Origin of the sequence: Microcoleus sp. S13_C5 (assembly GCF_036700845.1) — a bacterium.
Classification (GTDB): domain Bacteria; phylum Cyanobacteriota; class Cyanobacteriia; order Cyanobacteriales; family Microcoleaceae; genus Microcoleus.
The window spans coordinates 1-14,482 of sequence record NZ_JAUBPR010000143.1 but is presented as its reverse complement, the minus strand read 5'-3'; the positions used below and the strand labels follow the sequence as shown (position 1 = coordinate 14,482).

10 protein-coding genes are annotated in these 14,482 nt (G+C 47.9%); 2 read left to right on the top strand and 8 right to left on the bottom strand.

Annotated elements, in window-relative coordinates; all coding sequences use genetic code 11:
* Window positions 1-142: 142 nt before the first annotated feature.
* The 7 genes from QUA04_RS25370 to QUA04_RS25340 form a co-directional block, all read right to left on the bottom strand.
* Window positions 143-661, bottom strand: a complete 519-nt coding sequence (locus QUA04_RS25370; RefSeq protein WP_333262378.1) for a Ycf51 family protein — start codon at window positions 659-661, stop codon at window positions 143-145.
* A gap of 107 nt (window positions 662-768) precedes the next feature.
* Complete coding sequence (locus tag QUA04_RS25365) at window positions 769-1,827, bottom strand: adenylate/guanylate cyclase domain-containing protein (protein ID WP_333262375.1); 1,059 nt, start codon at window positions 1,825-1,827, stop codon at window positions 769-771.
* Entirely contained in the window at window positions 1,824-2,198 is a 375-nt protein-coding gene (locus QUA04_RS25360) for a response regulator (protein ID WP_333262373.1), read from the bottom strand. The genes QUA04_RS25365 and QUA04_RS25360 overlap by 4 nt, the downstream gene beginning before the upstream one ends.
* Window positions 2,191-5,910: a response regulator gene (locus QUA04_RS25355; RefSeq protein WP_333262370.1), complete on the bottom strand. Its 3,720-nt coding sequence runs from the start codon at window positions 5,908-5,910 to the stop codon at window positions 2,191-2,193. Before QUA04_RS25355 ends, QUA04_RS25360 begins: the two co-directional genes overlap by 8 nt.
* 852 nt (window positions 5,911-6,762) lie before the next feature.
* Entirely contained in the window at window positions 6,763-9,276 is a 2,514-nt protein-coding gene (locus QUA04_RS25350; protein WP_333262367.1) for an MASE1 domain-containing protein, read from the bottom strand.
* A gap of 570 nt (window positions 9,277-9,846) precedes the next feature.
* Window positions 9,847-11,187, bottom strand: a complete 1,341-nt coding sequence (locus QUA04_RS25345) for an ABC transporter substrate-binding protein (RefSeq protein ID WP_333262364.1) — start codon at window positions 11,185-11,187, stop codon at window positions 9,847-9,849.
* Window positions 11,188-11,252: 65 nt separating this feature from the next.
* Window positions 11,253-12,203, bottom strand: coding sequence for an RsmB/NOP family class I SAM-dependent RNA methyltransferase (locus QUA04_RS25340; RefSeq protein WP_333262361.1), 951 nt, complete (start codon window positions 12,201-12,203; stop codon window positions 11,253-11,255).
* A gap of 51 nt (window positions 12,204-12,254) precedes the next feature.
* On the opposite strand from QUA04_RS25340, the gene QUA04_RS25335 reads away from it, so the two are divergent.
* Together QUA04_RS25335 and fmt are read left to right on the top strand one after the other, a co-directional pair.
* The gene (locus tag QUA04_RS25335; protein WP_333262358.1) at window positions 12,255-12,833 is read left to right on the top strand and encodes a Uma2 family endonuclease; all 579 of its coding nucleotides are present in this window, start codon (window positions 12,255-12,257) and stop codon (window positions 12,831-12,833) included.
* A gap of 37 nt (window positions 12,834-12,870) precedes the next feature.
* Window positions 12,871-13,884, top strand: coding sequence for a methionyl-tRNA formyltransferase (fmt, locus tag QUA04_RS25330; RefSeq protein ID WP_333262354.1), 1,014 nt, complete (start codon window positions 12,871-12,873; stop codon window positions 13,882-13,884).
* Here fmt and QUA04_RS25325 read toward each other — a convergent pair.
* The gene (locus QUA04_RS25325) at window positions 13,874-14,386 is read right to left on the bottom strand and encodes a hypothetical protein (protein ID WP_445242366.1); all 513 of its coding nucleotides are present in this window, start codon (window positions 14,384-14,386) and stop codon (window positions 13,874-13,876) included. The two genes, fmt and QUA04_RS25325, sit on opposite strands and share 11 nt — an antisense overlap.
* Between the last annotated feature and the right edge of the window lie 96 nt (window positions 14,387-14,482).

The window sequence follows — 14,482 nt, the reverse complement described above, 5'->3', positions numbered from 1 at the left end:
GGCAATCGTTTGGGAGTTTTGTGTTTCCGAATCTATCTTCCTTTCCTTCTGCTTGAATATCTGCGGAATGTGGGTTATAAGAAGAGCGCTCGATTCTATGCAAAAGGCTGGGTGCACATGGCGCACCCAACAATCACTACTTTTAAGCTTGATATTTTTTCAGAAGAGCAACTTTTTCGGGGAAGATTTCGATCGCCATTTTGTCATCATAACGAGTCGCGAGCGATCGCCTCACCTCGCCCAAAAACAGCGGCTGCGACAGCCCAGGTTCAGGATGTACAACTGTACGAACCCGGATTGTCATGTAGTCTCTGCCCCGCCCAGAGCGCCCTGGAGAGTACAAATCCGCAGCCGCTTGCTGCATCGTTGCTTCTAATTGCGATTCGGTGATCGTAGGTGGCACAGTAACTACTGTTTGAGCGCCGCCAGTATCGTAAACTAAAGAATAGCGCACCGCACCCGGAATTTCTGTACGGGAAAACAGTCCCAAACCCAGACCAAATATACTCGCAGCAATTACTCCCATAAAGCTTGTCACTCCTACCAATCGGAAGCGAAAACCCCATTTGAAGATAAATGCTATAACTGTTAAAATAGCCAAAGCTACTGTCAGAATTCCCGCCCATTGGGCGTACATTAAGAGATTAGAATTTACGCTCATTTGATGATTTGTTGACTGTTGACTGTTGACTGTTGACTGTTGACTGTTGATATTAGTTACCGCTACCCGATGCCCAATGCCCTGTTTGGCCAATGCCCAATGATTAATTAAGCGTTTCGGGCCACAAGCAGATAAGTCATCATATCGCCTTTCCCCTTCACTGGAATCACGCCGCGCTCCTCAAAAACGTACTTACCCCGCAAGCGTTCGTAGGTAGCAACTGTCACCTGAATGCTGCCGGGGACGCCTTGAGATTCCATCCGGGAAGCTGTATTTACCGTATCTCCCCACAAATCGTAAGTAAATTTTTTAGTACCGATTACCCCAGCTTCTACCGGGCCTGTGTGGATGCCGATGCGAATGCTGAGCGGCTGACCTCCCTTGGTATGGATCTTAGTCATTGCTGCTTGAATTTCCAGCGCCATTTCCGCGATCGACTCGGCGTGGTCGTCGCTGGGCGTCGGCAAACCGCCAACCACCATATAAGCATCGCCGATCGTCTTAATTTTCTCAAGTCCGTAGCGCTCGGCCAACTCGTCAAAAGCCGAAAAAATCTCGTTGAGCAACTCCACCAATTGGGCCGGCGATAAATGAGCCGAAAGCTTGGTAAAACCGACCAAATCGGCAAACATCACTGTTACCTCAGCGAAACTGTCTGCGATCGTAATTTCCCCGTGTTTCAGGCGCTGCGCGATCGCCCTCGGTAAAATATTTAACAGCAAACGCTCGGACTTTTCCTTTTCCTGGGCCAACTCATGTAAATACGCCTGTTCCTTATCCCGCAGTCGCTTCTTTTCCAGACAAGCGCTAATCCGAGCCTTGAGCAATACCGGATTGAATGGTTTAGAAAGATAATCCTCCGCCCCCAACTCTATACACCGGACGATACTGTCGATATCGTCCACCGCCGAAATCATAATCACCGGGATATGGCGCAACTTCTCGTCCGCCTTCAGATTTTCCAGAACCTGATAGCCGTTCATTTGCGGCATCATAATGTCTAGGAGAACCAAATCAAAAGGATCGCTTCGCAACATTTCCAGAGCTTGGAGACCATCTTCAGCAACAGTCACCAGATGGCCTTGACGCTGAAGTCGGCGGGCCAGCAAATCGCGGTTTACCTCATTGTCGTCAACAACCAGCACGCTGCCCTCGTCACCTTTCATGTCATAGCCTCTTTCAGAAGCATTTCAATTTTACCCAAAAGTCGGGGAAACTCGACCGGTTTAGTGTCGTAGTCATTGCAGCCTGCAGCAAGACACTTTTCACGATCACCCGCCATTGCGTGAGCCGTCAGGGCAATCACCGGAATCCTGCTAGTTTCAGGAGCCGCCTTAATTTGCTGCGTTGCTTGCCACCCGTCTAGAACCGGCAAACTCATATCCATCAGAATCAAATCCGGTACTTTCGCGAGCGCCATCGACACTCCCTCAGCACCGTCAACAGCAATAAAGACCTCATGTCCCTTCCGAGCCAGACGCCGGGAAAGCATATCTCTGTTCATTTCGTTATCTTCGACCAACAGGATTTTAGCCATTGGTGTTCTCCTTGCCTTTCGAGTCGTACCTGCGATCGAACCTGTCATTGACTATAGAGCGAACATCGCGCAACAAACTATCGCAACTGTAGACTCCCTTTTGTAGCACCCGCTCGACGTAGCCGTTTAGCTGCTGGCTTTCGGCCGGTGTCAAGTTTTTCCCCGTGATCACAACAATCGGTATAGGATCTCCCGAATGGGATTTGCGAATTTCCCCGATCAACTCAAAACCATCCATTTCTGGCAACATTAAATCCAGTAATATCAGGTGCGGGCGAGCCACTTTTAGCCGATCGAGAGCAGCGCGTCCGCTGTCAGCTTCCGTTACTGCCCAGCCTTGTGTTTCTAGTACGCATCGCAGTATTTCGCGCGTGGCAACGTCGTCTTCCACAATTAGAATCTGACAGGTCAAATTGTTACTTGCAACGCCGTCTTGGTCGCGTCGGTACTTGTTCAACAAGGCAGCCAGCCGTTTGCCGTCCACTGGTTTGGTGAGGTAGTCCGAGGCACCCAATGCAAAGCCGAGGCTTTTGTTGCCCACAAAGGATAGCAGGATTACGGGAATTTCGGCAAGGTCAGGATCGGCCTTCAGCGCTGAGAGTACCGCCCAGCCGTCCATGCCGGGCATGATCACATCCAGGGTAATGGCGTCTGGCCGTAGTTGCTTAGCGAGCCGGAGAGCTTGCTCGCCGCCGCCGGCGACTTCTACGTGCAGTCCTTGGCGACTGAGGGTGCGCTGGATTAAATCCCGCGAGATCGGGTCGTCGTCAACTACCAGCACCGTGCCGACAGCGGGGGCGTCCGGAGGGCTAGTCCTGTCGTGGACTTTGTTGGGGATTTCCGGCTGTTTGATGGCTTTGGGCAAGAGCACGGTGAAAGTGGTGCCTGCGCCCAAGGTGCTGCTGACCTCAATGCTGCCGCCCATCATTTGACAGAAGCGCTGGCTGATTGCTAGTCCCAAACCGGTGCCACCGTACTCGCGGGTAGTCGAGGCATCAGCTTGGGTGAAAGGTTGGAAAACTCGCTCCAATTGCTCTTGTGTCATGCCGATGCCGGTGTCGGCGACGCGGAAACTTAAAAATTCGGAGTTGGAAATTAAAATTTGGGAAGATTCCTCTTGATTTTTCATTTTTAATTGTTCATTTTTAATTCTTTCCACTCCGATCGCAATTTTCCCGTTTTGTGTGAACTTGGCAGCATTGCTGAGCAAGTTAAGCAGCACTTGCCGCACTTTTGTCATGTCCGCGTGCATGGTGTCGAGGTTGTCTGGACAGTACACTTCTAGGGTATTACCGTTTTTCTCGACCAGCGGCCTGGCCGTGGCAACAGCACTTTCAATTAAGGTATGGATGTCGAAGGTTTCTAAGTACAGATCCATTCGACCTGCTTCAATTTTAGAGATATCTAGGATGTCGTCGATCATCGACAGCAGGTGTTTGCCGGCGCTGCAGATTTTTTCGAGGTCGGGGACGAAAGCTTCATCGCCCAATTCTTCGGCTTCTTCTTGGAGCATTTCGCTGTAGCCGATGATGGCATTGAGTGGCGTGCGAAGTTCGTGGCTCATGTTGGCGAGAAATGTGCTTTTTGCCCGGTTGGCTGATTCTGCTGCTTCTAGGGCCGACTGCAAGGCGGATTCTGCCTGTTTGCGATCGGTGATGTCTTGGGTTGTGCCTTCGTAGTACAAAACGCTGCCGCTTTCGTCGCATATGCTGCGGGCGTTTTCGGAAATCCAGATCGTGCTGCCGTCTCGGCGGTATACTTGGGATTCAAATTTTGACACTTGATGGCGCGCGCGCAATTGGGCCATAAACTCGGCGCGCCGATTCGGGTCAACGTAAAATTGGCGGTTGATATCTGTGAGTTCGGCTAGCATTTGGGCACAGGATTCGTAGCCGTAAATCTCGGCTAGTGCGCGATTGGCGCTGAGGTAGCGCCCGTCTGGGGTGGTCTGGAATATGCCTTCGACTGCGTTTTCAAAGATGTTGCGGTATTTTGTTTCGGATTGTCTCAAGGCTGCTTCTGCTCGCTTACGCTCTAGGGCATTGGCGAGCATTTCTCCTACCATTTTTAGCTGTGTGGATATTTCGGTTGCTCGACCTGCTGTTTGCTTTAAGCCATCGAATCCGAGAAATCCTACTAGGTTTTTACTAGAAATTAGGGGAATAATTATCAGTGATTGGATATTTATTAGCTGTTTTTGGGATTCTAAATTATTGAGGGAAGCGCCAATCGAGGGTATTGAGGCGGTTGCTGTTTGATTGACTGTTTTGGATGCGGAGTCTGTCTGGAATTCGGCTGGATTTTGACCAATAAAATAGGCAATTTCGGCGATTGCTGAGGGCAGGAGTTCGCCGATTTCTGCAATATAGAGGCATTCGGCGCGATCGAGTTTTTCTGCGATCCAAGGGATTTGTGCGATGTCTATTGGTTTGTCGGTGCTATCTTTGACTGCCGGAATACTTTCGCCGCACCACTCGTAGGTTTTGTGGGCGCGGGTTTTGTCTTCTGATAACAGGTAGATGTAACTGCGGTCAAACCCGCTCAATGTGGCTATCGCTTCCAGGGTTTGAGCGATGCCTTTGTCTATTTCTGATAAGGGCTGGCTGATGAAATGGGTTGACAAACGGGCAATCAACTGAGCGAATTCTATTTGATACTGCAAAGATTGTTCTACTTTTTTGAGTTCGGTAACGTCTCGAAAGCTCCAGACTCTACCGACTGTTTTCCCTTCGACTTTTGATGGCAACGAATTTAATTCAAAAATTTTTCCGTCTTTAAATTCTAATAATTCGCTGATTTGAGTATCTGAATCTGCCGACACTTTGATCACGTTTTGGAGAAATCTTTGCGGGTATTTTAATTGTTCCCTGTCGAAGGGGAATCCTGTTTTGAGCGTGTTTTTGAGTGTGCCGAAGGTCGCTCGGCTCAACTTTCCTTGGCTGGCGGACAAACCCCACATCTCTAGAAATTTCTGATTATAATTACATATATTGCCGTTTCTGTCAACCGCCAGAATTCCTGCATCTGTAGATTTTAGAACTGCTTGCAGTATCGAGAGCGATTGCTTGTGTTCTCTAATGTCACAAATGTCAAAAAACACCAAGACTGATATTTCGCTGCCCTCAACTGCCGGATGGAAAAAATAGGAAACTGGTAAAATTTTGCCGTCGCGACACAAAAACTCGTCGTCCCAATTGTTGCAAGGTTGACCGGAAGCGATCGCCTCTTGTAAATCTAGTGTAGGCGCGATCGTCCCATCTTCACTCTTGCTTGGCAACTGTTTCGGAGCCGTCAAAACTTGGGATTTGTTGCCTTTCTTTTGCTTCCCGATGCGCTCTAGCAGGGAAACGCCTGCAAGTTCCGACTCTCGCCATCCCAGCAAGCGTTGTGCTTCTGGATTCACCGAGATTACACAGCCCTTCGCGTCAAGGATACACAATCCCGCCCCCAAACTGTTGACACTCGCCCGCAGTCGAGCGAATTCTGAATCTGTTGGAGAGTCTTGAGGGGACTGCGGCAAGTCAGTTAAATCCTTTAACGCCACCGTCTCCGAGTTCAAGCAATCCTGCTGCTGAAGTTCTTGCTGACTCTGAGCTCCGTCATAGCTACAACTTACCTGCTCTAATAAAAGCTGCCACTGCTCAGCAGTGGGAGGGGGAGACTCGCCGACTAAACCGAGCTGTTCGAGTTGGCGCTGGAGGTGGGGGTGCATATTTTCTGGCACTTTGTAGGCAACTTTCTACAGTATATCTTTTTAATTAATAATATATATACGTAGGTATACGGTTAGGGGATAAAGTACGCGAGCGAAATCTCTAACAGGTTTTATTGAGAAGCCGAGGGCTCATCCCTGCTCTCCAAAATCTTTCAAACTGCGTTAATTATATTAATTCTCATAACTTTTAAGGGTTGTCCACAAACCAATGCTCTGAATGTCGGCAGCACGCTCAAAAATAATAATATCATCTTATCAAGTCAATACTCAGGAAAGTTTGGGTAACGATCCTACAAGCTTTACAGCGCAACGAGCCTAAAAATTTCCAATTAAATGCAAGCCCTGGGTGGAGCTGACCTTGATTTAATTATCCAAAGTCGATCAAAGTCAAGCGAGAATCAGCCATTGGGTCATAGAAAAGCTGTTCGGAGTATTAATCAAGGGAACTTACCCTCAAAAACTAGGTGGCAGCCAAAAAACGAGCAGGTACGCTTGTACTGGACAGGAAAAATTATTATTCCCATGGCAGCGGAAACGATTTCAGGACTTTTCGTATTTACTCATAAATTAATTAGGGTGATCTAACCCGTCCTAATCTTCTATCTCTCTAGCAATACTAAATTATTTGTGAATTTCTTACGGACTCCCAGCGGGGTCGGGGAGGGTTGGGGTGGGGTAAAAAAAATACGACTCATTTAAGATTACTTTATATTAGAAAAACCTAGTAAAAAAACGGAGTTTATAATGTGATAAATTATGGGCAAAATCTCCCTATATGCTAGCGAAATAATCTGCCTAGTGCGGAGGTAAATAAAATTTGCAGGCATCGAAAATAACTGTAAAAAAATATTATTGGTCAGACTTTGCGGTTGAGATTGAAAGGTCGGTGAAAATAGCTGGCAGCCGAATGATAAAGGTAGAACCTTTGTCCACCTCGCTGAATGCGGTAATGTCTCCGCCCATCATTTCGCAGAATTTCTTTGTAATCGTCAGCCCCAAACCAGTACCGCCGTACTTTTTAGTAGTTGAGGAATCGGCTTGGGTGAAAGGATCAAAAATTTTGGCTAACTGTTCGGGATTCATGCCAATGCCGGTATCTTTGACCGTAAAAATGATCCAATCTTGAGCGGAAGATAAGAGAGACAAGCTATTTTCAGCTTGGCCACCTTCTCTATACGCTCCAAGTTTTTTGCCTTTGTTTGCAGCGTCGGCGGGGATTTCGACGGATCGGGTAACGGCGAAGGTAATCGCGCCGGAGCAAGTAAATTTCGCGGCATTGCTGAGGAGGTTGAGCAGAGATTGCCGGAGTTTAGTCAAGTCGGTCTGCATCGAGCCAATATCCTCGGGGCATTGTATTTCTAGGATATTGCTATTTTTGTCTGCCGTCGGCTTGATCGTGGCAACTACTTCCTTAACCAGAGTAGAAATTGTGAAGGTTTCGAGGTCGAAGTCGATGCGCCCTGCTTCAATTTTGGTCAAGTCGAGAATATCTTTAATCAGCGCTAGTAGGTGCTGGCCGGCCGTGTTAATTCTCTGGAGGTCGTCGATGAACTCTTCAGCACCAAGGTCTCGGGCGTCTTCTTGCAGGATCTCGCTGTAGCCGATGATGGCGTTGAGGGGGGTTCTGAGTTCATGACTCATGTTAGCGAGAAAAATGCTTTTCGAGCGATTTGCAGCTTCGGCGGCTAATGCGGCCCGGCGGAATTCTTCGGAACGCAAGCGTTCGGTGATGTCGGTGGTCATGATTAAAACGCACTGAGTGCTGCCGAGGTGGATGAGTTCCACTGACACCAGCCAGTCGCGCACTTCGCCGGCTTTGGTGCGAATTTTGATTTCTTGGTTGCTGATGGAATTTTGTGATTGCAAAATCTGGGCGAGCCGCCCCCCGTCTTCTGAATTGACAAACATTCCTAATTCGTTGGGAGTGCGGCCGATAAATTCGTGCCGCAGCCAGCCTAATGAGCGCAAAAAGCTTTCGTTGGCATCAAGGAAGCATCCATCTGTGAGGGTGCAGATGCTGATCCCGACTGGGGAGGCGTGAAAGGCCTTGGAAAATCTTTCTTCTGAAGAACGCAGGGCGGCTTCGGCTTGCTTTCTGTCTGTGATGTCTTGGACGGTGCCGGTGATGTAGAGGGAGTTGACATCGGCTTGTTCGTAGACTGTGCGGTTGCTGCCGTCGGGGAGTATGAGCCTGTAGTCGATGCTGTAAGGCTGTTGCTGAAATAAAGCAGCTTCGATCGAGGTTCTGACTAATTCTCTGTCTTCAGGGTGCACGTATTTCAAGAAGGCTTCCAGGCTGGGTTCAAAAGTTCCCGGTTCCTGCCCGAGAATGCGGTAAATTTCCTCTGACCACCGCAATTGCTGGGCGTTGCGGTCTAAGTCCCAGTTACCTAGCTGGGCGATGCGTTGGGCGTTAGCGAGGCTGGCTTCGCTGGCGCGCAGGGAGACTTCTGCTTGGTGGCGTTCGGCGACGGTGGCAGCTAAGACTAAGCCGGTGACGGCGATGACGGCGATGAAGGCTTGCAGGGATAACAGTGCTTGGGGGATATTGCTGGCGTGTTTGAGGAAGGGGCCGCTGCCTCGGGCGATACCCCAGATGGCGAAGCCGCAGAGGATGAGGTTGGAGAGGGCGGTGTAGCGCTGACCGAATCGAAAAGCAGCCCAAACTACTAGGGGAAATGGTAAGTATTCGAGGGGATAGCGGGCGTAGGCGGCGCGGGTGCGGGAGCAAAAGACGAGCCAGCCGACTGCTAGTAACAGCAGCAGCCAAATCGCTCGTTCAGCTATCTGTTTGCGATGGGTGGGAACTTTGGGCAATTGTTGCCACGTCAGCAGCAGCGGGGCGACGAGCACAATTCCCATAGCGTCTCCCACCCACCAAGTCCCCCAAATCGTGCCAAAATCGCTCCAGCTAGATAAACCGGTCAGGCAGACGACGATGCTGCCGATGGTGGAGTTGATTAGAGTAGATCCCAAGGCTGCTAGTCCGACTATTCCTAAAACGTCTTTGAGCCGATCGAGCCCGGCGCTAAAGTTAATGCGCTGGAGTAGATAAGTTCCCGTCCACGCTTGCAGGGTTCTGGCGCCTGCCGAGATCAATGCCGTGCCGATATTGGCCGACGGTACGCTCATGCTGAACAGGAAACCTCCGATCGCGATTCCCGGCCACAGTTGTCGCCCAAACAGCAGCAGGGCGACTTGGGCAATTCCTGCTGCTGGCCACATCGGGTAAATTTCTGAACTGAGGGTGAGGGTGGAAATCGCGAATTGCGACGCCCAATAGTAGACCAGGGCGATCGCGCCTACTGCGAGGAAGTACCGCCAGGAATGTCCTTTGATTGCATTAAGGAACTTTGTCTGCATTGTCGTTTGGGGAAAAGGTGGACGGTTGTTGGGGTCTCAGTAGGCGGCACGGGACAGGCACAGGGTACAGAAAATGTTTCTATTAGGTGATAGTAGGTCATGGGTCGTAGGTAGTGGGAGAAGCTTTTGAGCTAACTTTTTGTGGTGCCGTTGAGGGAGCGGTTTTTTTGTTCGATCAAATCTGCCCATGAATTTCGGGAGTATGGCTTTTTTGTAAATATATCTCTAATGGCTAAGCAATTGGTTTGTAAATTTTTGGTTTTTGTTAAAAATTTATTACCGAGCGACAGCGGGTGTCTTTTTGTGCCGGGCGATCACAATACAATTCACCTAACATTTTGCACCGTGCTCAATAATACCTAAAATACCTAAAATACCTAAAATACCAATAGCAGCGACGTAAAATCTCTGCTCTTAGGTAAGTCTGGGGCAAGAAACATCGTTTCTGGTTATAAGTGCAGGCGGGAGTGATTTTCACTAGATTTTTCACCAATCAATCGAGGCTTCAAGTCTTTCATCGAATACAGTGAAGGCGGATAATTTACAGCTAACAAAAATATTTTTTCTTGTCTATTTCTCTTTGGCTGTTGCAATATCTAAGGTGAGTGTCAAACGCTCTTGAGATTCTTTAAGGGCATCTTGGGAGTTGCGGCCGAGAAGGGTTGCCTCTATGGCGCGACCGAGGTTTTCTGACAGGCGGGAGTAACCTGATATAATGGGTCGCGCTCTGGCGGAGTTCATTTGCTCTAAAAATACTTGCAAAACAGGGTTTTTTTCCACAAAGCTTTGATAAGCTTGGCTCTGTCTCGATTTTAAGTTAATGGGTAAATAACCTGTTCCCAATGCCCATGCTGTTTGGAATTCTTCACCTATAACGTATTCTAAGAATACTAGGGCTGCTCGCTCTCGTTCTGGCGAGGTTTTCATTAAAAATAGGTTTTCACCCCCTACGACGGCTGCGGGGCGTTTGAGGATCGGTAAAGGCATTGCTCCGTAGTCGATCGCGCTTTGCTGCAACTGTGCTAGCGTCCACGGCCCGGTGATTTGCATGGCGACTTTCCCGGCGATGAAGTTGTCGAGTTCATAACCGCGTTCGGGTGCTGACAATACTGCTGAACCTTCTTTTAACAAGTCGCTCCACAATTCTAAGGCGGCGTGAGAACCGGGATTATCTATTTGGGGTACAGGACTTTGAGGTATTTCGCCTTTGAGTTCGCCGCCTGCGCTGAACATGAATGGCAGCCAAGTAAATACTGTCCATTCTCCCTTGCCTAGGGGGAGCACTATGCCGTGTTGGTCTGTGCGGCCGTCTCCGTTGGTGTCTCGCGTGAGCGATCGGGCTGTTTGCTTTAATTGCGCCCAATTATGCGGCACTTTTTTGATTCCTGCTGCTGCAAATAAGCTGGGACGGTAAAAGATGGCGACGTTATTTGTCGCTAGGGGAACTGACCAAGTGTGTCCGCCGAGTTCCATTGACTCGAAAAGCGCCGGGTAGATTTCCGCTTTTCGGGGCGATTTGTCGAGCCAGTTTTCTAAGGGTTCAATTGCGTTTAGTTCTGCTAGTTTTCCTGAAATGGTAGCAGCATTCCACAGCAAATCCGGCGGTGCGTTTCCAACTATTGCTGTTAGTATTTTTGGCAGTTGTTGGTCGGGCTGGCCGATGTAAACTGGTTTGATGTGGATGTTGGGATGCGTTTTGTTGAATTTGTCTGTTAAGGTTTGAAATACGTCGCGATTTGGCGGAGGATTGATGCCGTGCCACAGTGTGAGTTCGATCGGTTCGCCGTTTTTGGATGCGGGTGTTGTGCTGTTTTGACAGCCGCTTAATATTAGCAGATTTAAGGTAAGTAAAATGCCGACAGCGAGTTTGAGTGGTCTTTTAATTGCTTTGGATAATTTGGATAATATCATTTTTTAGTTAGATTCAGGGAAGAAGACTTTTTTAACGGCAGATGAACGGGGATGGACGCGGATAGTTAGAGGTTGGTAAAACGAGCTAAATCTCGAAAATCTGCTGGTAGCTGATTTCTCTCTCCATCCGAGGTGTTTTGAAACAAAACGGTGAAAGCTCCGGCTCCTAGTCTATCTTGCGGCCACATCCGATAGCAAGGAATTGCTGTCAGGTGCGATCGATATTTTTCTAAATGAGGAACAGTGACTGGCCCAAAGTCGGGGAATTTGCTTAACAGCCATTCGCTGACTTGTTCATTTTCTGCAGTTGAATAAGTGCAGGTCATGTATGCAAGATAACCTTGCGGCGCTACAATTTTAGCAGAATTGGCTAAAATTCTTTTTTGGCGCTTGGCATTGCTGTTAATGGTGACATGATGAAAGCATCCGGGTGCTTTGTCTCCTTTTGCTAAGAGTGATTGACCAGTACAAGGAGCATCTACTATTACTAAATTAGCTGTTTGTGGCATCTTTTCGGCAAGTATTTTTGAATCCACGTTGGCAGCGGCGGATGGTTTAATTTGGCAGCGTCTTAAATTAGAGATCAGCATTCCCATGCGTTTGCCTATGACTTCGTTGCACAACAGCAATTCTGGCTTTAATGTTTTCCAGGCAAATATACTTTTTCCTCCGGGGGCAGCGCACATATCTAAGATTAGTTTGATTGGCTGGGGTATTGTTAACAATGTGGAGGCGGCAAAGATTGAGGAAAAGTCTAGACAGTAGTAATGTCCTGTTTGATGTAAGGAATGTTTTCCCGGCTGGGATTCTAAGGCTAGTCTATCTACAAAGTGCGGTTGCCAAGAGACGGGAATTTCGACAGTAAATGGGTTTTCTGTTTGTTTTGGTTGCAGCCACAATATGGCAGGATTAAAAGCTTGGGGATTGATAACAGCCTGAATAAATTTTTCTTGTTCGGCGGTGTCGGCAAATAAGCTGCGGCTGAGTTTCAGCAGGAGATTAGATGGGCTTTCCATGTTATGACAGATATGATAAGATTGAGATGATTACTAAAAACTCTAAATCCGATGATAATTCCTAGTGTAGAACAGTTAGATTTAACTTTGGAAGAATGGATGCAAAATCCTCCTGACGGGACGGAGTGGGCGGACGGTAAAGTTATAGTCAAACATCCTGTAGAATTTGTCAATGGAGAAGTAGTGGGGAAACCGGGAATGACTGCAAAGACTCGGCGCATTCAAGCTAGATTAGTACGATATTGGGGCATTTACATGGACTCAAGCGGCCAAGGGGGCGAGGTTTATGTGGAAGTCACTTGTCAAACTATGAAAAAAGGGCGAATACCCGATGTATCTTATATTACTCCTGAACTATTGGCGGAAGTTGGGGAGTTTTCAGTTTTGCCTCAGAGTTTTCCGCTGCTAGCTGAGATTGTTTCGCCTAGCGATTTTGCAGATGATGTTTTTGCTAAGGCACAGGAGTATTTAGAATCGGGATGTTTGGAAGTTTGGCTGCTGTTTCCTAAGAGTAGTTGGGTGTTAGTAATTACTAAAAGTCAGGTGGTTTTGTTCAAACCTGGTGAGGTGGCGACAACCCAGGTTGTTTTGGCAGGATTTAGGGTGGCGGTAGATGAATTAATGGCGTAGTTTTGTTGTTATTATTGTACGAAATAAGTAAAAATCTATGAAAATTGTCTTTTTTGGCACTCCCGATTTTGCTGTTCCTACTTTATCCAGTTTGCTAAGCCACCCAGAATTTGAGGTTGTGGGTGTGGTGACTCAGCCGGACAAACGCCGGGGAAGAGGGAATCAATTGATGCCTTCACCTGTAAAAGATGTGGCTTTAAATCACAGTCTCCAGGTTTGGCAGCCGCGCCGAATTAAGAAGGATGCGGAAACGCTTGCTAAGTTGCGGGAAGCGGAGACCGATGTTTTTGTAGTGGTGGCTTACGGTCAAATTCTTTCTCAAGAAATACTGGATATTCCTAGTTTGGCTTGCGTTAACGTTCACGGTTCAATTTTGCCGAAGTATCGCGGTGCGGCGCCGATTCAGCGCTGTCTTTTTGACGGGGAAAAGACAACAGGAATTACTACTATGCTGATGGATGCTGGCATGGATACTGGGGCGATGCTATTGAAGGCTTTTGCTGGTATTTCGCTGTTGGATAATGCGGATTCTTTGGCGGATAGGTTGGCGGAAGTCGGGGCGGATTTGTTGGTAGAAACTTTGGTGAAATTGAGAGACGGGAAGATTGAAGCTGTTGTTCAAGATGATGCTGAGGCGACTTATGCGCCGATGATTAAGAGTGCAGATTATGTGCTGGATTGGTCGAAAAGTGCGATCGCCCTTCACAATCAAGTTAGGGGCTTTTTCCCGGATTGCACGACGACTTTTCGTGGCAATTCTCTGAAGGTGATAGCTACTGTGCCCGTCGGGCCGGAATATTGGCTGCAAATGCCAGCGGATTTGAGAGTTTTGGAACGCGAATGGCCTGTTTTGGATCAGTTGTCGGGCGCAAATGGGGAAGTTGTCAAGGTTGTGAAGGGGTTGGGGGCGATCGTCCAAACCGGTGATGGTTTATTATTGTTGCGGGAGGTGCAGTTACCGGGAAAAAAGGTGCAGTCTGGGGTGGATTTTGCCAATGGCACTCGGTTGGCTGTAGGGGAAGTTTTTGGGAATGCGGGAGTTACAGATTAGATAGAACCTGGAAAGGTTTATTAGTTTGTTCCCATGTCTGAATAGATCTATAAAGTTTTGTCTCTCGGAAATGAGCAGACTCATAGGCAACCCTTAAATATTTTTCTAGTACATTTGGCTCGACTTCCTTAGAGTTACAGGAACCTAATGCTTTACAAAGTGCGATCGACAAAATATAAATCATATCGTGACCGCAACAAACGTGCCACATATCTTGAGTATCTGTTTTTAAGTTCTCCATATTTGCTCTAATTTCTTGCTCGTCAAGTCCAGGCTTTTGAGAGTGGTTTTTCACAGTTTGAATCAACTTCGATTCATTTAATATTAATGTGCGATCGTCCACAAATTTATTAAAAGCTAAATCTTCAAATTTTAAACAATAATTAAACTTTAGCGAAGCCCATCGCAAATAACCAAGAATTTTGGCACTCTGCAATAAAGTCTGGCGGATATCTTGAGCAAAACGCTCAATTTTTTCTGTTGAACCGTGTTCCCTAAGCACCTTTTCCAGTGCTGGCGACTTCGTAGAAGTTCACGGGGTTAGCGTGGCACAAGAGAAGGAGGAATCCGACCAGAACGAGTACTCAAGACAGATTCA

Coding starts and splice junctions, on each gene's coding strand:
- QUA04_RS25340 (WP_333262361.1), bottom strand. CDS start 12,203: ATGGAAAGCCCATCTAATCTCCTGCTGAAACTCAGCCGCAGCTTATTT.
- QUA04_RS25350 (WP_333262367.1), bottom strand. CDS start 9,276: ATGCAGACAAAGTTCCTTAATGCAATCAAAGGACATTCCTGGCGGTAC.
- fmt (WP_333262354.1), top strand. CDS start 12,871: ATGAAAATTGTCTTTTTTGGCACTCCCGATTTTGCTGTTCCTACTTTA.
- QUA04_RS25370 (WP_333262378.1), bottom strand. CDS start 661: ATGAGCGTAAATTCTAATCTCTTAATGTACGCCCAATGGGCGGGAATT.
- QUA04_RS25365 (WP_333262375.1), bottom strand. CDS start 1,827: ATGAAAGGTGACGAGGGCAGCGTGCTGGTTGTTGACGACAATGAGGTA.
- QUA04_RS25345 (WP_333262364.1), bottom strand. CDS start 11,187: ATGATATTATCCAAATTATCCAAAGCAATTAAAAGACCACTCAAACTC.
- QUA04_RS25335 (WP_333262358.1), top strand. CDS start 12,255: ATGATAATTCCTAGTGTAGAACAGTTAGATTTAACTTTGGAAGAATGG.
- QUA04_RS25355 (WP_333262370.1), bottom strand. CDS start 5,910: ATGCACCCCCACCTCCAGCGCCAACTCGAACAGCTCGGTTTAGTCGGC.
- QUA04_RS25360 (WP_333262373.1), bottom strand. CDS start 2,198: ATGGCTAAAATCCTGTTGGTCGAAGATAACGAAATGAACAGAGATATG.